This is a genomic window from Plantactinospora sonchi, assembly GCF_036422035.1.
Classification (GTDB): Bacteria; Actinomycetota; Actinomycetes; order Mycobacteriales; family Micromonosporaceae; genus Plantactinospora; species Plantactinospora sonchi.
In genome coordinates this window covers 1-17,447 of record NZ_JAZGQK010000020.1, presented here as the reverse complement: position 1 = coordinate 17,447, position 17,447 = coordinate 1, and the positions used below count along the sequence as shown (strand labels likewise).

At 73.1% G+C, this 17,447-nt stretch carries 13 protein-coding genes and 3 pseudogenes; 7 read left to right on the top strand and 9 right to left on the bottom strand.

Annotated elements, in window-relative coordinates:
* Positions 1-327: 327 nt before the first annotated feature.
* Positions 328-3,006, top strand: a pseudogene (locus V1633_RS22615) (DEAD/DEAH box helicase); the annotation flags it as partial.
* A 93-nt stretch (positions 3,007-3,099) separates the two neighbouring features.
* Positions 3,100-3,309 carry a hypothetical protein gene (locus V1633_RS22610; protein WP_331216393.1) on the top strand — a complete coding sequence of 70 codons (210 nt, stop codon included), beginning with the start codon at positions 3,100-3,102 and terminating at the stop codon, positions 3,307-3,309.
* Between the two features lie 147 nt (positions 3,310-3,456).
* Here the strand turns inward: V1633_RS22610 and V1633_RS22605 are convergent, their stop codons facing one another.
* The gene (locus tag V1633_RS22605) at positions 3,457-4,155 is read right to left on the bottom strand and encodes a GH12 family glycosyl hydrolase domain-containing protein (protein WP_331216392.1); all 699 of its coding nucleotides are present in this window, start codon (positions 4,153-4,155) and stop codon (positions 3,457-3,459) included.
* 279 nt (positions 4,156-4,434) lie between these two features.
* Here V1633_RS22605 and V1633_RS22600 point away from each other — a divergent pair, with 279 nt between their 5' ends.
* The gene (locus V1633_RS22600; RefSeq protein ID WP_331216391.1) at positions 4,435-5,796 is read left to right on the top strand and encodes a hypothetical protein; all 1,362 of its coding nucleotides are present in this window, start codon (positions 4,435-4,437) and stop codon (positions 5,794-5,796) included.
* 182 nt (positions 5,797-5,978) lie between these two features.
* Positions 5,979-6,344, top strand: a pseudogene (locus V1633_RS22595) (questin oxidase family protein); the annotation flags it as partial.
* 57 nt (positions 6,345-6,401) lie between these two features.
* On the opposite strand, the gene V1633_RS22590 reads toward V1633_RS22595, so the two are convergent.
* The 7 genes and pseudogenes from V1633_RS22590 to ssd form a co-directional block, all read right to left on the bottom strand.
* Complete coding sequence (locus V1633_RS22590) at positions 6,402-6,923, bottom strand: Rv3654c family TadE-like protein (RefSeq protein ID WP_331216390.1); 522 nt, start codon at positions 6,921-6,923, stop codon at positions 6,402-6,404.
* Positions 6,920-7,288: a TadE family type IV pilus minor pilin gene (locus tag V1633_RS22585; protein WP_331216389.1), complete on the bottom strand. Its 369-nt coding sequence runs from the start codon at positions 7,286-7,288 to the stop codon at positions 6,920-6,922. Before V1633_RS22585 ends, V1633_RS22590 begins: the two co-directional genes overlap by 4 nt.
* Positions 7,285-7,455 (bottom strand): DUF4244 domain-containing protein, encoded by a 171-nt coding sequence (locus tag V1633_RS22580; protein ID WP_331216388.1) that lies wholly within the window; start codon positions 7,453-7,455, stop codon positions 7,285-7,287. Before V1633_RS22580 ends, V1633_RS22585 begins: the two co-directional genes overlap by 4 nt.
* A 29-nt stretch (positions 7,456-7,484) precedes the next feature.
* Positions 7,485-8,243 (bottom strand): type II secretion system F family protein, encoded by a 759-nt coding sequence (locus tag V1633_RS22575; RefSeq protein WP_331216387.1) that lies wholly within the window; start codon positions 8,241-8,243, stop codon positions 7,485-7,487.
* A pseudogene (locus tag V1633_RS37045) lies at positions 8,240-8,791 on the bottom strand (type II secretion system F family protein); the annotation flags it as partial. The pseudogene V1633_RS37045 and the gene V1633_RS22575, both read right to left, overlap by 4 nt.
* 329 nt (positions 8,792-9,120) lie before the next feature.
* Positions 9,121-10,344: a TadA family conjugal transfer-associated ATPase gene (locus tag V1633_RS22565; RefSeq protein ID WP_331216385.1), complete on the bottom strand. Its 1,224-nt coding sequence runs from the start codon at positions 10,342-10,344 to the stop codon at positions 9,121-9,123.
* Between the two features lie 151 nt (positions 10,345-10,495).
* Positions 10,496-11,563 (bottom strand): septum site-determining protein Ssd, encoded by a 1,068-nt coding sequence (ssd, locus tag V1633_RS22560; protein ID WP_331216528.1) that lies wholly within the window; start codon positions 11,561-11,563, stop codon positions 10,496-10,498.
* A 384-nt stretch (positions 11,564-11,947) separates the two neighbouring features.
* Between ssd and V1633_RS22555 the strand changes: the two genes are divergently transcribed.
* Together V1633_RS22555 and V1633_RS22550 are read left to right on the top strand one after the other, a co-directional pair.
* Positions 11,948-13,000, top strand: coding sequence for an alpha/beta hydrolase (locus tag V1633_RS22555; protein ID WP_331216384.1), 1,053 nt, complete (start codon positions 11,948-11,950; stop codon positions 12,998-13,000).
* Between the two features lie 130 nt (positions 13,001-13,130).
* Positions 13,131-13,322 carry a hypothetical protein gene (locus V1633_RS22550; RefSeq protein WP_331216383.1) on the top strand — a complete coding sequence of 64 codons (192 nt, stop codon included), beginning with the start codon at positions 13,131-13,133 and terminating at the stop codon, positions 13,320-13,322.
* 23 nt (positions 13,323-13,345) lie between these two features.
* Here V1633_RS22550 and V1633_RS22545 read toward each other — a convergent pair whose 3' ends face one another.
* The gene (locus V1633_RS22545; RefSeq protein ID WP_331216382.1) at positions 13,346-13,510 is read right to left on the bottom strand and encodes a hypothetical protein; all 165 of its coding nucleotides are present in this window, start codon (positions 13,508-13,510) and stop codon (positions 13,346-13,348) included.
* A 423-nt stretch (positions 13,511-13,933) separates the two neighbouring features.
* Here V1633_RS22545 and V1633_RS22540 point away from each other — a divergent pair, with 423 nt between their 5' ends.
* Positions 13,934-17,356, top strand: a complete 3,423-nt coding sequence (locus V1633_RS22540; RefSeq protein WP_331216381.1) for a S8 family serine peptidase — start codon at positions 13,934-13,936, stop codon at positions 17,354-17,356.
* The last annotated feature ends 91 nt before the right edge of the window (positions 17,357-17,447 follow it).

The window sequence follows — 17,447 nt, the reverse complement described above, 5'->3', positions numbered from 1 at the left end:
ATCTAACCATCGACAGGCGGGTCGCGCACCGGCGGCGGACCCGCCCGCGTGGTACCCATCCCCGACCTGTCCCAGACCCGACACTGCCGTCGGTGACGCCACACCATCGACCACCGACACTCCCCGCGTCGCGGGCCTGGCTTGCCGGGGCCGGGCCACCTGCCGCGACCGTGCCGCGCGTCACCCCGCTCTCCGGGCCGCCGTGCCGAGCGTCACCCGGCTTTCCGGTTCCCACCCACATTTGCGAGAGTGCAGGGCGTGACGTTCCCCGCAACAGTATCGGCAGGTCCGGGTGGCGCCCGCCCGCACCCGGCCGGGAGCGGGGACCCCGGCCAACTGTTGCGCCGGCTGCGTGCCCGGACCACGGGTGGTGCCGACGGCGACCCGGTCACCCACGTCGAGCGGGTCCCCGCCCGCGCCGGCGAGGTGGCCCCCTGGCCGACCTGGGTGCCCGAGCCGCTGCGGGACGCGCTCGCCCGGCAGGGAGTCGGCGCGCCCTGGCGTCACCAGGCCGAGGCGGCCGAGCACGCGTACCAGGGCCGGCATGTGGTGATCGCCACCGGCACCGCCTCCGGCAAGTCGCTCGCGTACCAGTTGCCCGCGCTCGCCACCCTGCTCGCGGACCCCCGGGCCACGGTGCTCTACCTGGCACCGACCAAGGCGCTCGCCGCCGACCAGCTGCGCGCCGTCGCCAGCCTCGACCTCGACGGGGTACGCCCCGCCTGTTACGACGGCGACACCCCCCGTGCCGAACGGGACTGGATCCGGCAGCACTCCCGGTTCGTCCTGACGAATCCGGACATGCTGCACCACGGCATCCTGCCGGGGCACGCCAGATGGGGTCCGTTCCTGCGCCGACTGTCGTTCGTGGTGGTGGACGAGTGCCACACCTACCGGGGGGTCTTCGGCTCCCACGTGGCACACGTACTGCGCCGCCTGCGCCGCCAGGTCGCCCGCTATCCCGGTACGACGTCGTCGTCTCCGGGGGCCGGCCCGCGGCGCCTGCCCGGCCAGCGCGCCGCCCTGCCGGACCCGGGCGCCGGTGGCCCGGTGTTCGTCCTCGCCTCGGCGACCTCGGGGGATCCGGCGACGGTGGCCGAGCGACTGACCGGCGTGCCCGTCATCGCCGTCACCGAGGACGCCTCGCCGCGCGGCGGCCTGACCTTCGCGCTCTGGGAGCCACCCCTGATGCCGGCCCCGGTCGGCCCGGTCGGCACCGTCGCCGATCCGGACGACCCGGCCAGCGGCCCGGCCAGCGGCCCGGTCGAGGTCGACGGACAGGTCGACGTCGCCGGACCGGGTGACGGGACCGGCGGGCCGGTCGACGCCACCGGCGGGCCGGATGACACCACCGCCGGGCCGGGAGATCTCCCGGGGCGGGAGGACCCGGTGGACCGGGGTGCCCGGGGCGGAGACGCCGCACCGGTACGCCGCTCGGCGCTGCGGGAAACCGCCGACCTGCTCAGTGACGCCGTCGCGGCCGGCGTACGGACCCTCGCCTTCGTCCGCTCCCGACGGGGTGCGGAGGTGATCGCCACCACCGCTCGGCGCGCCCTGGACGAGGCGGTGCCGGGCCTGGGCGCCCGGGTCGCCGCCTACCGGGCGGGCTACCTGCGGGAGGAGCGGCGGGCCCTGGAGCAGGCGTTGCTCAGCGGAGACCTGCTCGGACTCGCCTCGACCAGTGCCCTGGAACTCGGCGTCGACCTGGTCGGCCTGGACGCGGTGCTGATCTGCGGCTACCCCGGTACCCGGGCCTCGCTGTGGCAGCAGGCCGGCCGGGCCGGCCGTTCCGGTCGGGAGGCACTGGCCGTACTGGTGGCCCGGGACGATCCGCTGGACACGTACCTGGTGCACCATCCCGAGGCGCTGTTCGGCCGGCCCGTCGAGGCGACCGTGCTGGACCCCGCCAACCCGTACGTGCTGGGGCCGCAACTGTGCTGCGCGGCGGCCGAGTCCCCGCTGACCCCGGCGGACCTGGCGCTGTTCGGTCCCGGGTCGAAGGAGGCGGTGGAGGCGCTGGTGGCGTCCGGTGCGCTGCGGCAGCGCCCCACCGGGTGGTACTGGCGGCACACCGGACGCCCCGAGGTGGACCTGCGGGGCACCGGCGGCAGCCCGGTCGACGTGGTGGAGACGGCGACCGGCCGGCTGCTCGGCACGGTGGACCCCGGATCGTCGCACTTCCTGGTCCACCCCGGTGCGGTCTACCTGCACCAGGGGGTGTCGTACCTGGTGGACGAGTTGGACCTGGCCGACGGCTGCGCGCTGGTGCACGCCGAGGAGCCGGACTGGTCCACCCATCCCCGGGACGTCACCTCGCTCTCGGTGGTCTCGGTCCGCTCCTACGTCGACGCGGGGCCGGTGGGGATGTTCCTCGGTGAGGTCGACGTGACCAGCCAGGTGGTGTCGTACCAGCGGCGGCGGATCGCCTCCGGCGAGGTGCTGGACACCCGGCCGCTGGACCTGCCGACCCGGGAGCTGCGTACCGTCGCGGTCTGGTTCACCGTCTCGCCGGAGGCACTGGCCGGGGCCGGGGTGGACGGCCCCGACGTACCGGGTGGACTGCACGCCGCCGAACACGCCGCCATCGGGCTGCTGCCGCTGATCGCCACCTGCGACCGGTGGGACATCGGTGGCCTGTCGACCGCGAACCACCCGGACACCGAGGCGCCGACGGTCTTCGTCTACGACGGTCATCCGGGTGGGGCGGGCTTCGCCGAGCGGGCGTACGGGGTGGCGTCGGAGTGGTTGGGCGCGACCCGGGACGCCATCGCCGAGTGCGGTTGCGAGACCGGCTGCCCGTCCTGCGTACAGTCCCCGAAGTGCGGTAACGGCAACAACCCACTGTCCAAGCCGGACGCGGTACGGGTGCTCGACGTGGTGTTGGGGAACCTGGCCGCCGCCGCTGGCGCGGCGGTCCGGGCCCCGGGGGACGGCGCCGAACCGACGCCCGTCGGACCGGCGGACACGGCCGACCCGACGCCTGCCGGGGACCCCGGCGAACACTGATCGCGGATAGTCGGTATTCGCACGCATGAATCTCTGAGGATCTGGTTAAGTTACGCTGGGAGCGCTTCCACGGATCCGCCTGAGGAGGACGTCGTGGCCGACACCATCGCCGAGACCGTCGAGATTCTGTACACCATCGACCAGACCCGTCTCACGGTCGATCAGCAGATCGCGCTCTCTCAGGCGTACGCGGCGCTGGCCCAGGCCGAACGCCTGGACCAGATCCACCAGATGCTGCACAGCATCCACCAGGTGCTGAACACCTGGGTGGTCAGACGGGCGACCGAGGGCGGCAAGTGCTGAGTCGGCGCGACGGATCCCCGGGCGGTCGGAAACCGTGCCGGGCCGGCAGTTGGAGACCGCGCCGGACCAGCGGCGGGACGCCGTGCCGAGCCGATGGCGTGACGCCGCGCCGGACCGGCGGTACGACCGGCCCGGCGCGACAGGAGGTCAGCCGGAAACCGAGAAGCTGTTGGTGACGAACTCCCGGCCACCGGCCGACGAGGTGATCTCGTAACCGAGTTGGACGTCGCCGATGGTGACGTCGCCGAACCAGCCACGGTCACGGATCCAGGTGACGACCGCCCGGATGTCGATCGTGCCGGCGTTGGTGTTGCTGGTACGGATGAACGAGTACACCTGGTTGGACCCGTTCGAGCCACGGTAGACGTTCCAGGTGTGGCCGCCGACACTCGCCGTCACCTGCAGGGTGCCGAGCGGACCGACCGGGCCATACCGGTTCACCCAGAGCATGATCTCGTGGGCGTGGTCGGCCGACCAGATGTCGTACGAGGTGGTGAAGGCGACGCCACTGGTCGGCACGGTGACGTTGAACCTGGTGGTGACGTTCCCCAGTTGACTGACCCGTCGGCCGATGTGCCGGGTCGCGTTGGGGTACGACTTGATGCCCCCGGTGTTGGGATGGTCGGCCCAGACCCCCCAGTTGCTCGGCGAGTTGGCCCAGATGGTCTGCGACCCGTAACCGGATCCCCAGATGTTGTTGTAGAGCGTGTATCCACCGCTGGACCAGGTGCCCCAGCGGTCGCTGGAACTCCAGACCGCGGCCTGGGCCGGGGCGGGGGCGGCGGTGAGGACCAGCACGATCGCGAGCACAAGGGCGCCGAACGGCATGCGGACGGTACGCGGCACGATGACCTCCTTCGTCGGACCACGGCGGGACGGCCGGGACGCCGACTTCGGTTGATTCGAGTGCGCGCGCGGGAAAACTCCGCTTCGTAATTTAGTTTGGTAGCCAAACTAAGTCAATAGATGTAGTCCGATCGGATTCGACCGAAGCGGCGACTGCCGACATCCCATTGACGTGCCCGAACGTCGATTTCTAGGGTGAGATCCCCTCGGCCCCGCCCGCTCCCGCGCCGCCGCCATGGTCATCCGCCGCCATGGCCTTCCCGAAGGCAGGTCGTCGCCGTGCCCACACCCGTACCCGTGATCGACGACCGGCGCCGACCCGCCGTGTCGTACGGCCGGTTCGTCACCGCTGTCGTCCTCGCCGCCGCCACCGTCGGGCTGGTCCCGACGGTGGCCGTCGCGGAGTCCCCCGGTCCTGTCGGCCAGGGCACCGCCACGTCCACCCGGTCCGATCCCACCATCGCGCTCGCGCCGCTCTTCGCGGACGACTTCGAGGACGGTGACGCCCTGGGCTGGACCACCTCGGGCGGACAGTGGTCGATCGGCACCGACACGTCGCGTGTGTACCGGCAGCGCGGCAACGGTGCCGGTGCCCGAGCCCGGGCCGGGGACCCGGGCTGGACCGACTACACGGTCAGCGTCCGGGTCAGGCCGACGGGTTCCTGGTCCGGCCGCGCCTCGGTCGGAGTCCTCGCCCGGATGCAGTCGAACAGCGACCACTACTACCTGCTGCTGCGCGCCGAGGGGCGACTCGAACTGGGCAAGGTGGTGAACGGACGACCCACCGTCCTCGGCTCGGTCGCGGCGAGCGCCACCATCGACACCTGGCACCCGCTACGGCTGGCGGTACACGGAGACGATCTTGTCGGACGCCTCGGTACGACATCGGTCACCGCCACCGACACCCGGTTCACCCGTGGACGGATCGGGCTGGTCACCGGTCACGCGGCCGGGGCGTTCGACGACGTACTCGTCGAACCGCCCGCGCCGCCGGCACCGGACACCCAGCCGCCCAGCGTCCCCGGTCAACCCCAGGTGCTCGCCGTGGCGCCGGGCACGGCCACCATCACCTGGCCGGCCTCGACCGACAATGTCGCAGTGACCCAGTACCACGTCTACCAGGGCGACCAGTTCTACTCGCAGTACCTGGCCCGGACCGTCCCGGACAACACACCGATCACCCTGGGCCTCGACCCGACAGCGGCCCGTACCCACTTCTCCGTCGCCGCCCGCGACGCGGCCGGCAACACCTCGCAGGTCTCCGTCCGGGTCTTCGTCCCCCAGCCGCCGAGCTTCCCCCGCAGCGGCGACAACACCGTTGCGCCCAGTCCACCAGGAACACCGAGGGTGACCGGCTCCGCGCCGGACGGCGGCCTGGTCCTCAGCTGGGAACCGGCGACAGACGACGAGGGCGTGCGCGAATACCACGTTCTGCACACGTTCAATCTCGACGAGGTCCGGGTGGTGGCCAAGGTCGCCACCAACTCCGCGATCATCGTGCCGCGCGGCGGGCACCAGACGGTCCGGGTCGTCGCGTACGACGCCTCCTGGAACTCCAGCTCCAGTCCGTCGGTGTCGCTCCTACCGCCGACGGTTCCGCCGACACCGCCCACCGTCACCGCACCACCGCCCGGCCGGTGACCGTCGGGGACGGGTCAGGCTGCCGTCCACGGTCCGGTGAGCGAGGTCGGCAACCAGTCGACCGGCTACTGCCCCGATCCCGATTCGTGGCCGGCGGTGGCCGAGGCGCTGGACCGGAGTAGGGTCGCGTGCTCCGGCCGCGGCTTGACTTGAAGTGAACTTCACGTCGTTAGCTCGTGAGCATGGCGGATTCGATTCTCGACGAGACCTACGAACGACTACGGGACACCGGCCCGGAGCGGGACGGCTGGCTGTCCAACCATGCGCCGATGGCGGTGGAGGCGTTGGTCCGGCACGGCCACGCCGACGACGTACCCCGGTGGCTCGACTCCTACGCGGACTGGTTGGAAACGCGACCGCGCGGCATCGCACCGATCGCCTCCGACCAGTGGCGTGACCCGCTCGGCGATCCGACGCGTACCGGTGACTGGCTGGACTACTTCGTCCGGGAACTGGCCGAGGAGCCGTGGCGGGAGGTGCTGATCCGCTGGTGGCCCCGGCTGCTGCCCGGCATCGCCGCCGGTGCCACCCACGGGGTGATCCGGGTCTGCCGTGTGCCCCCGAGTCTGCCCGTGCCCCCAGGGTCTGTGGTGCTGCCGCCGGGGTTACGGCGCCGCGCCTTGGACCGGGCCGGCGCGTGCGGTCGCGGTGGCAACCCGTCGCAGTCCGGGCAGCGGTTCGACCGGCACTTCGACACCGAGTCGCAGGTCGAGTCCGTCGAGCGAACATGTGGCGATCCGGGCACTGTTCGCGGCGGCGATCGTGGCGGCCCGGGCACAGGCCGCGGCTTGCCCGTCCAACGCATGGGCGGCCCCGGCGAGTGCGCCCAGGTCGGCGGCGACCCGGGCCTGGTGCCGGGCCACCCGGGCAGCGCCGACCGCCGACGCACCGAGGCTGACCAGTACCAGCACCAACCCGATCGCCAACAACCACAGACTGGCGCTACCCCGCTCGACCTTCGCACGCCGGCTCCAGTCGAAACCCCGACCGGCACGACGATCACCGGACGGAACGGACCGGCGGACGGAGGCCCGGGGCGGTCGTCGCGACCGGGCCGGGTCCTTCGACCGGTTCCGGCCGGCCGGTCTGTCCGATCCGTGTCCCGGAGTGGCACCGACACCGGTCATGACACCGGCTCCGGTGCGCCGGGTTCGACCGCCGCCACCGCTGTGGCGCTGACGGTCAGTCGGGGCAGTCGGGCACCGAGGGTGCGGACCGGAGCCCGTACGGTCGCGACCACCCGGTCGCCCTGGACGGCGATCGACACGACGGAACCGGGCGGTGCGGCGGCGAGCCCGGCGGGCGTGCCGGGCGCGCCCCGGGAGGCGGCCAGCGCCGCCTCCCGGGCCGCGTCCACGCACTGGCCCTTCGTCAGCACCGCGTTGACCGCGGTGAGGCCGGCGAGCAGCAGCAACAGCAGCGCCGGCAGGCCGGCCGCCAACTCGGCGGTGAACGAGCCCCGGTCGCGGTCGACCAGCCGGCGCCCGGTCACTTCAACGCCCGGTCGATCACGGCGGTCAACGCTGCCTGGACGTTGCCCGAGGTCAGGACCTTGAGCAGCAGCCCGGCGAAGGCGACCGCCGCCAGGGTCCCCACGGCGTACTCGGCGGTGTTCATCCCGGCGTCTCCCCGCAGGCGGGTTCTCAACTTGCGCAGCATGTGGTGCCTTTCCTCTCTGTCCACGATGGTCACAGCACGTCACCGAGCACGGCGACGATCACCGGCACCAGGCCGGCGAGAATGAAGGCGGGCAGGAAGCAGAGGCCGAGCGGCAGCACGATCAGCACGCCGGCTCGGCGTGCCGCCGCCTCGGCCGCGGTCGCCCGGTCTGCCCGGAGGTCGTCGGCGAGCCGGGTCAGTGCCCCGGCCAGCGCCGCACCGCTGGCGGCGGAACGGACGGCCGCCCTGGTCAACCGCTCACCACCGGGCACGGCGACAAGCTCCGACCAGGCCTCCGCAGGGTCGCCGCCGAGCCGCAGGGTCCGCCCGACCTGGGTGAGTCGCCCGCCCAGTGGGCCGTCGAGGGCCTCCGCGACCGCCGAGACCGCCCGGTCGACCGGTGCGCCGGCCCGCAGTGCCGCAGCCAGCAGGTCTGCGGCGAGCGGAAGATCGGCAGCCTCCCGCAACCGGTGTCGCCGTGTCGCCGCCGTTTCGAGCCGGCGCAGTGACCGGTCGAGCAGCACGGCGGTCACCACGCCGGCCGGTACGCCGGGCCATCCGCCCAGCAGCACCCCGGCCGCCAGTCCAGCCAGCCCGCTGACGAGCCGGATCAGATCCACCGGGCGGGGCCGACCGTGGCGGGACGACGTCGGATCCGTGGACGGCGTCGGCCGGCCGAGTACGCCGAGACGATGCCGCGCCGACCGGCGGGCCGGCTTCGCCACTACGGCGGTCAGCAGGACGACGCCGGCCAGGGCCAGCAGCCCGTACGCCTGGATTGTGGTCATGGTGTCGCCCGGGTCGAGTTGCTGAGCCGGTCCGTCCAGAGCAGACCGGCGAGTTGCAGGACGACGGCGGCCACCGCGCAGGCGGCACCGACCGGGGTGTGCAACAGGATGCGCAACGGGTCGACCCCGATGCCGTACCCCAGGGCGATCCCGCCGAGTGGCAGCACGGCGAGCAGCCAGCCGGTCGCCCGTGCCCCGGCGGCCTGCGCGTGGGCCGCCGCCAGGCCCCGGTCCATCGCCCGCGCGTCAGCCTCGATCCGTTCCACCAGGTCGGCAAGGGGTGCACCGGTCTGCTCGGCCAGCCGCACGGCGGACCGGGCCAGTTCGGTCAACCGCGTCGCCGGCCAGGCCGGGTCGGCCAGCCCGGTCGCCGGCCGGGCCGACTCCGAGCGGGAGTTCAGCCTGGACTGAGCGGTGGTCGGCGGCGGCAGTACAAACGGGGCCAGCCCGGCCCGCAGGTCTGCGGCGAGCGCGCACAACCCGTCAAGCTGGTCCCGACGGGCCCGCTCGGCGCGGCGGTTGGACCGACGCCGGACCGCCGCACGTACCGCCAGCCCGGTGTAGGCGGCGAGCAGCACGGCGGCGACCGGGCCGGCGACCAGCGCTCCGGTCGTCCCGCCGAGGACGACCCCGACCAGGATGAGTCGCCAGGGCGCCACCGCGGCGAACCAGCCGTCAAGCGCCCGCCACCGGGTGGGCCCGGTTGCCGCACCGCTGGTGATGTCACCTCGCCCGGCGATAGCGCCGGACGGTACGGCCGCAGCGGACCGACGACCGGCGGCGACAAGGGTCCGGTACCGGGCTCTCACCCGTCCACCCGACCAGGCGACCAGGAACGCGACGCCGGCCACACAGGCGGCGGCGAGCCAGCGGTCGGTCATGGTGATCCTCGGGTGATGCCTCGCCGTCCCGTTGCCGCCCCCGAGTCGGCGGCGCTGGCGAGCAGCGGCGGAACCGGTACGCCCCGTTCGCCGATCAGGGTCGCCAGCGCTGGCGCCGCCGGCCCGAGTCCACGCTCCCGGCTCCATGCCGGTACGACGGTGACGAGCCGGTCGGGACCGGCCGGCAGCAGCAGGCAGACCGCCTCCAGCACCCGGCCGCCGACACCTCGCCGGACCTGGAGCAGCACCTGCAACGCGGCGGTGACCTGGGCGTGCAGAGCCGCCCGGGGCAGTCCGCCGAGCAGGCCCAGCGCCTCCAGCCGGGCCGGTACGTCCGCCGGGGTGTTGGCGTGCAGGGTGCCGGCCCCGCCCTCGTGTCCGGTGTTCAGGGCGCAGAGCAGGTCGACGACCTCGGCCCCCCGACACTCTCCGATCACCAGCCGGTCGGGACGCATCCGCAGTGCCTGTCGGACCAGGTCGCTCAGGCCGACCGCACCCGCGCCCTCCACGTTGGAGGTGCGGGCCTGCAGGCCGACCACGTGCGGGTGGACCGGACGCAGTTCGGCCGCGTCCTCGACCAGCACGATCCGTTCGGACGGCGGCACCAGCCCGAGCAGCGTGTTCAACAGGGTGGTCTTACCGGAGCCGGTCCCGCCGGTCACCAGGTAGGCCAGCCGGGCGGCGACCACCGCGCCCAACAGCTCGGCGGCCGGGCGGTGCAGCGTGCCGTGCCGGACCAGCTCGTCGAGGGTGAACGGTCGCTGCCGGAAGGTTCGCAACGACAGGTAGGGCCCGGTGGTGGCGACCGGCGGCAGGACGGCGTGCAGTCGGGTGCCGTCCGGCAGGCGGGCGTCGACGTAGGGGCTGGCCTCGTCCAACCGGCGACCGCAGGCGGCGGCGAGCCGCTGCGCCAGCCGGCGTACGTCGTCCGGGCCGCCGAGCGGAACCCGTACCGGGCAGAGCCCTGCTCCCCGGTCGACCCAGACCTTCGCACCGTTCACCAACACGTCGGTGACCTCGGTGTCGGCCAGTAGCGGGGTCAGTGGACCGGCACCGACCAGATCGTGGTGCACCCGGGTGGCCATCCGCAGCACGGTGGTGTCGCCGAGCACGGCGGCGGTCGGCTCGGCGCGGACCGCGGCGACAACGGCGGCGGGGGTGACGGTCGTACCGTCGGCGGCGAACCGTCGACGGACCCGGGCCGCGAGTTCGTTGCTCATCGCCGCGCCCCGCCCCGGGCACCGCCGGGCCGGCGGGTCGCACCGCCACGAACGCCCGGCCGGCGGGCGGCACCACCCACGTCGTCAGCCCCACCGCCGTTGCCGGATCCGGGGATGTCGTCCCGGTGGCGGGTGGCACCCGGGCGGGCGGTCATCGGGCCCCCGTCCCGGTCCGGGCGGCGCCGGTGAGGTCGGTGATGATCCGCAGACACAGCGACGCCAGGGGACCTCGGCCGTCGCTCGTCGGCGCCTCGCCCCGCTCCAGGTTCCGGCACAGCCCCGGCTCCGGCCGGAGCGTGCCGACCAGTGGCAGGTCGAGCGCCTGGGCGACCTCTCTGGGCTTGAGCCGACCGGGTGCCGGACCACGGACGATGGCCGAGAGGTTGGCGCAGTGCAGTCCGGCGACCGCGGCCACCCGGGCGGCCGCGGCGGTCGCCCGCAACTCGGCCGGCACCACAATGAACGCCTGGTCGGCGGACTGCAGCGCGATCACTGCCGGATCGTCGAGCTGACGGGGCAGGTCGACGACGACCACGTCCCGGCCACGCCGGCCGGCGTCCATGGTGGCCGCCATCGCCTCGGCCGGCAGGGCGAGCGGGTCACCCCGGTCCCAGGAGAGCATCACCAGGTCGCCCCGGCTCGGCAGGGCCCGGACCAGCGCCGGGGCGTCGACCCGGCCGTCCGCCTCGGTCAGCGCCGGCCAGCGCAGCCCGTCGAGCTGCTCCCAGCCGAGCACCAGGTCCAGGCCACCGCCGAGCGGATCGGCGTCGACGAGCAGCGTACGGAGGCCGAGCCGGGCGGCGGTGACCGCGAGTCCACCGGCCAGCACGCTGGCCCCGGCGCCGCCCCGGCCGCCGATCACCGCGACGATCCTGGCCGGACCACCCACCCCGCTCAGGCCGGCCGCGAGGCCCTCGCCGAACCGGTCGACCAGCCACGGCTCGGCGGCCGGCAGCAGGGCGACATGCTCGGCCCCGATCAGTTCGGCGACGTCCCAACCGGCGTCTGCCTGGTCGTGCCGGCCAACCAGGACGACCCGGGGGCGACGCGGCAGCCTGGCCCGCAGGCACGCCTGGGCCTGGTCGGTGCCGACCGCCACCAGCGGTGCGGCCGCCCACCGGGAGCGGGCCGCCGCCGGATCGGGGGCCACCTCGACCTCGGTCCCGCCGGCGGCGGCGAGCCGGAGCAGATCGTCGAGCAGGTTGTTGTCCGAGGTCATGACCAGGGGCAGCCGTGGCCCGGCCGGGACCGGCGTACGGGGTGACATCAGGTCCTCCTGCGGTGGATTCCGGTTACCCCGCAACCCTGGCCGCCGGGCCGGTCCGTCCGGGTGCACGGAATCCGGCGCTGTGGATAACCGTCCCGGCTGTGGAAAACCTCCCGAAGCCGTATTGATCTGCTATGAAAAGTCGGTCATTGCTGGGGAAACCGGGCACTGGCGACGGCCGCCATCGGTGTGTCCGACCGGCTCGGACCGGGCCGTCGGCCGGCCGCCCAGCCGGAGCGGTACGGCCGGGCACGCGTCATATCCGGGCCGGGGCCGGGTACCCGAGCGACGCAACGAGTCGCTACCGCAGCGGACGCTGTGGGAGGAGGAGCCGTCATGGCCCAGTCCGTGAGCACGGTGGTCCTGGAACCGGCAGCGCAGGAAGTGGCCCGGATGACCGCGAATCCGCCGTTCCCGTATCAACTCGGTCCGGAGAAGGGCCGGGAGAACCTGGCCAAGCTGCAGTCGACCAACATTGCGCGTCCGGAGGTCGACATCGAGGACATCACCGTCCCGGGCGGGCCCTCCGGGCAGGTTCCGGTCCGGATCGTCCGACCGAAGGGCGCCGCCGGGATCTCCGGCGGCGGAATCGGCGGAACGCTGCGCGACCGGGTACGGGCCGCCGCGCAGGAGATCATCCAGCCGAAGGGGACCGGCGGGATGATTCCGGTGGTGCTCTACCTGCACGGCGCGGGATGGGTCTTCGGCGACTCCCTCACCCACGACCGACTGATCCGGGAACTGGCCGTGCAGTCGGACTCGGCCGTCGTCTTCCCGGAGTACAGCCGCGCACCCGAGGCGCGCTACCCGATCGCGCTCGAGGAGTGTTACGCGGTGGCGCAGTGGATCGCCGCGCAGGGCGCCGAGTACGGCCTCGACCCGACCCGGATCGCGATCGCCGGCGACTCGGCGGGCGGCAACCTGGCGACGGCGTTGACGATGCTGGCCAGGCAGCGCAACGGACCGCGTTTCCGCCAGCAGGTGCTGCTCTATCCGGTGACCGACGCCAACTTCGACACCGCCTCCTACCGCGAGTTCGCCAGCGGCTACCACCTGAGCCGCGAGTCGATGATGTGGTTCTGGGACCAGTACCTGCCGAACCAGGTGGAACGGTCGAATCCGCTGGCCAGCCCGTTGAACGCCAGCCCCGAGCAGCTCCGGGACATGCCGCCCACGCTGATCACCACGAACGAGGCGGACGTGCTGCGCGACGAGGGCGAGGCGTACGCGTCGAAGTTGCGCCAGGCGGGCGTCCCGGTCACCCAGGTGCGTTACCAGGGGATCATCCACGACATGGCGATGCTCGACTCGCTGGCCGGCACCCAGGCCGCGCAGTCGGTCACCGCGCAGGCCGCGTTGGCGCTGGCCCGGGCCCTGCACCACCGCTGACCGCGAAGTCGCGGTTGTCCTCGCTGTCGTCGGTTGCGGGCTGCTACTCACCGCACCTCTGTTCCACCTCGGGTGGGGGCTGCTGCTGCCCACTGTCATCGGGCGCGATTCGTTCGAGGTGTCCCACCTTGTGATCGTCACGACGGCGATCGGCGGGTTGAACACCCTGATCTACCTCGCCGCGATCGCCCTGCTGATCGGCGCGGTGCTCGCCTGCCGAGGCCCCCGCCAGGTTCCGGACGACGGCTTCGGCGCGCTGGTCCCGGACCAGTCGTCCAGCGGGTCGGTGGCGGAGCGGCACGTCGTGGCCGGCGACCTCTGACCTGTCGGTACCGCCGGTGCGGCTCAGTCAGGCGCCGACGGTGGCGGGGACTGCGGGGTCGAGTTGTCCGGGGGCGCGGTGAGCCGCCATCCCTCGCTCTCCCCGAGCAGGTCGGCGCAACCCGCGCAGAGTTCCAGTTCACCGTCGTCGGTGCCGACCGTGCAGGTGACCGGCGCATCCCCGCACACCTCGCAGCCACCCACCGCGTCCCCACTCCCGTCCGTCGTACCCGGCGGCACCCGGCCCTGCCCCACCGCCCGCCGGCCGGTTGCCCCGGCACGCTATCCCCACGCCGGCGGGCCGGGCCGCCCGATGTCGACCGGCATGCCGCCCGGCGCGTACCCCTCCGGCTGCCGGAGGGCGCTCGTCGACAGCGACCGGGGCAGGGTCGACCGGCGCGGCGGCCGACGCCGTAACCGGCCGGACTTCGGGCCGATCCGACCACGACACATTCCGACACTGACCGTCGTCTGAGCCACAACTCAACGAACAGTACCGCTCCCGAACCTTGCAAACAGTTGTACAGGCGAGACATATCTCCAGCTCAGGACAAATATGATCTTGCTTCGTGTCGCACAGCAGCGCGGCATACAGCTGAGGTAGGGAGCACGATGCTCAGAAGAACGCGATGGCTGCTGGCCGTCGCCGTCACGGCCACGACGCTGACCGCCGTGCCGGGTGGCCCGGCCACGGCCGGGCCCGTGAACGCCCCGACCGGGAGTGGGTCGGAAGCCCACGACAGCGGGCGGACGTACACCGTCACCCTGCTCACCGGGGACGTGGTGACCGTACGCAGCACCGGGGCGGGATGTCCACAGGCGATGGTGCAGCCGGTCGAGACCAACGCGGTGATCCGGCAGAACTGTGGCCCGGACGGGCACCTGCACGTCGTGCCGGCCCGGATCGCGGCACAGGTCGGCCCGGTCCTCGACCCGGACCTCTTCGACGTCACCGCGCTGATCGCGGACGGCTACGACGACGCCAGCACCACCGAACTGCCGGTGATCGTGCAGCCCGCCAACACGGCGGCCCGGGTCACCACCCTGACCGGCGTACGACAGCTGCCGAGCATCGGTTCGGTGGCCGGCCACGTACCCAAGAAGAGCCCGGCCACGGCGAAGCTGGCGACGGACTCGCTGCTCGCCGGGGCCGCGAAGGTCTGGCTCGACCGCAGGGTGCGGGCCACCGGCCTGGCCAGCGACCTGGTCCGGACCGGCAACCCGGTCCAGAGCAGGACCCTGACCGAGGACCGGCACGGCAGCGGTCAGCACGGTGGGAGCGATCTGGACCGCAACCTGGACCAGATCAGCGCGCCGCAGGCCTGGAACGCCGGCTACACCGGCAAGGGCGCGCGGGTCGCGGTGCTCGACAGCGGTGCCGACTTCACCCACCCGGACCTGGTCGGCCGGATCGTCGACCGCGCCGACTTCACCGTCGAGGGCGGTGACGCCGTCGACCACAACGGACACGGTACGCACGTGGCGACGACCATCGCCGGAACCGGCGCCGCCGCCCACGGTCAGCGGCGCGGTGTCGCGCCGGACGCCCAGCTGGTGATCGGCAAGGTGCTGGACGACCACGGCTACGGCAGCGACTCGCAGATCATCACCGGCATGGAGTGGGCCGCCGAGCGGGCCGACGTCATCAACATGAGCCTCGGCGGCGAGGAGCCGGACGACGGCAGCGACCCGCTCTCGCTCGCCCTCGACAACCTGAGCAGGCAGCAGGGCACGCTCTTTGTCGTCGCCGCCGGCAACAGCGGTGGACCCATCTCGTCGCCCGGCTCGGCCGCCACCGCACTCACCGTCGGGGCGGTCGACCGCGACGACAGGCTGGCCTACTTCTCCAGCCGCGGACCGCTGGTCGACAGCTACGCGGCCAAGCCGGAACTGGTCGCGCCCGGCGTGGACATCGTCGCCGGACGGGCCGCCGGCACGGACCTGCAGGACCCGATCGACGAGTACTACGAGGCTTCCACCGGCACCTCGATGGCCAGCCCGCACGCCGCCGGTGCCGCCGCCCTGCTCGTCCAACGGCACCCGGAGTGGACGCCGGAGCAGCTCAAGGCCGCGCTCGTCGGTGCCAGCGACCCACTGCCCGGCACCGACCCGTACACGGTCGGCGCGGGACGACTCAACGCGGCCCGGGCGCTGTCCGGCCCGGTCAGCGACCAGTCCGTGGTCAACCTCGGGACGTTCCGGTACCCGCAGTCCGGCACCAGCGAGACGAAGCTGAGCTGGACCGGCGAGAACACCCCGGCCACGGTCAACCTGGACCTCGACGTCACGGTCGCCAAGTACGACGGCACCCCGGCCCCACCCGGCACGGCGTCGCTCAGCACGAACCGGCTGACCCTCAAGCGAGGTGCGCCGGCCGGTACGACGCTGCGGCTGAACCGCGCGGCGATGGCCGCGAAGCCCGGCTTCTACACCGCCACCGTCACCGCCCGGGGCGCCGGGCACCGCCTCGTCTCGACCACTCCGGTCAGCTTCCGCGTCGAACCGCGCAGCTACGACCTGACGGTCCGGACGAAGCCGGTGCCGGACGCGGCCGAGGGTGTGGAGACCTGGATCAACGTCCTGGTCACCAACCTCGACGACCCGATGCTGTACGCGGGCGGCGCGTTCCAGACCGCCGCCGGCACCGTCACCCTGCGGGTGCCGGCCGGCCGGTACGCGGTCACCGGCGCGTTCACCGCCTACGACGTCGAGGCCGATCGGCAGAAGGCGGCGCTCGTCGGCGAGACCGACGTGACGGTCACCGGCGCCCGGACCATGACCCTCGACCCGGCGAAGGCGAAACCGGTCACCGCGACGGTCGACGGGGTCGCCACGAAGCAGACCGACGCCTTCTTCACCTATGTGCAGACCAGCCGCAACGGCCTTTCCTGGTGGGACCAGATCTCCAGCTACGGCGAGTCGGCGACGATCTCGGTGTCGGCCCTGCCGGAGCCGGGAATCGGTTCGGTGCGGACGTACGGGTATTTCGGGCTGGACTCGCCGGCCGGGGCGGCCGCCCCGTACCGCTACGACCTGGTCCACGAGTACGCCCACGGGGCGCCGGCCGACCCGACGTACCGGGTGACCGCCGCCGAGCGGGCCGGGCTCGCCCGGATCGACGAACGCTTCCACCAGATGGACTCGCCGGAGATGGTCACCTCGCTGCGCCGCACCGCGTACGCCGAGGACGGGCTCTTCGTCGGCCTGGGCCGCACGTACGACCTGCCGGCGACCCGGACCGACTTCGTCTCGCCCGGCTACCTCTACGTGCACGAGGGGATCTACGGCGGCCTGGTCGCCCAGGAACAGGCGCACGGCTACCGGCCCGGCAGCCGGCAGACCGAGGTCTGGGCCCGGCAGCCACTGCACTCCGACTGGGTCGACGACATCGTCGAGAACGCGGGAGTTCCCTGCGCCACCGCGCCGTCCCGCACCCGGGGCAACCTGCACGTGGACCTGGTCATGCTCACCGACCGGCACCAGCGGGCCGACTGCCTGCAGCCCGGGACGATCGGCGTCAAGCGCACCCTGTCGCTGCGCCGGAACGGGAAACTGGTCGACGAGCGGGACGCTTCCAGCGCTGATTTCACCGTGCCGCAGCCGGCCGCCGACTACCGGCTGACCCTGGACGTCGACACGAGTCTGATCCTGCCGGTCTCGACCCGGGTCAGCACCGACTGGACGTTCCGGTCCGCCGGGCCGACCGGGGTGGAAAGTGTGCCGCTGCCGCTGCTCGCGGTCGACTACGTACTGCCGTTGAGCACCGGCAACCGGGCGACCGGCGGGACGGCCAGCCTCACCGTCCGGCAGACGAAGGGTGTACCGACCCAGAAGGTGACGTCGTTCCAGGTCTGGACGTCGACCGACGACGGCACCAGCTGGCGTACCGCCCGGGTCGTCCGCGACGGTGACAACTACCGGGTCGAGTTGCCGAAGGTCACCGCCGGGCAGGCCGTCTCGCTGCGGGTGAAGGCCGACGGAAACGGCGGCAGCGGTATCGAGCAGACGATCATCCGGGCGTACCACGCCGGCTGATCGTCACCGCGCCGGGGGGGGCCCCCCCCCCCCCCCCGGGGGCCCCCCGCCCCCCCCCCCCCCCGGCCCGGGGGGGGGGGGGCCGGGGCCC

Bases quoted from the DNA above. Each gene is read 5' to 3' on its own strand.
- V1633_RS22590 (WP_331216390.1), bottom strand. From the start codon at position 6,923: ATGACCGGTGTCGGTGCCACTCCGGGACACGGATCGGACAGACCGGCC.
- V1633_RS22540 (WP_331216381.1), top strand. From the start codon at position 13,934: ATGCTCAGAAGAACGCGATGGCTGCTGGCCGTCGCCGTCACGGCCACG.
- ssd (WP_331216528.1), bottom strand. From the start codon at position 11,563: ATGACCTCGGACAACAACCTGCTCGACGATCTGCTCCGGCTCGCCGCC.
- V1633_RS22565 (WP_331216385.1), bottom strand. From the start codon at position 10,344: ATGAGCAACGAACTCGCGGCCCGGGTCCGTCGACGGTTCGCCGCCGAC.
- V1633_RS22580 (WP_331216388.1), bottom strand. From the start codon at position 7,455: ATGCTGCGCAAGTTGAGAACCCGCCTGCGGGGAGACGCCGGGATGAAC.
- V1633_RS22555 (WP_331216384.1), top strand. From the start codon at position 11,948: ATGGCCCAGTCCGTGAGCACGGTGGTCCTGGAACCGGCAGCGCAGGAA.
- V1633_RS22575 (WP_331216387.1), bottom strand. From the start codon at position 8,243: ATGACCACAATCCAGGCGTACGGGCTGCTGGCCCTGGCCGGCGTCGTC.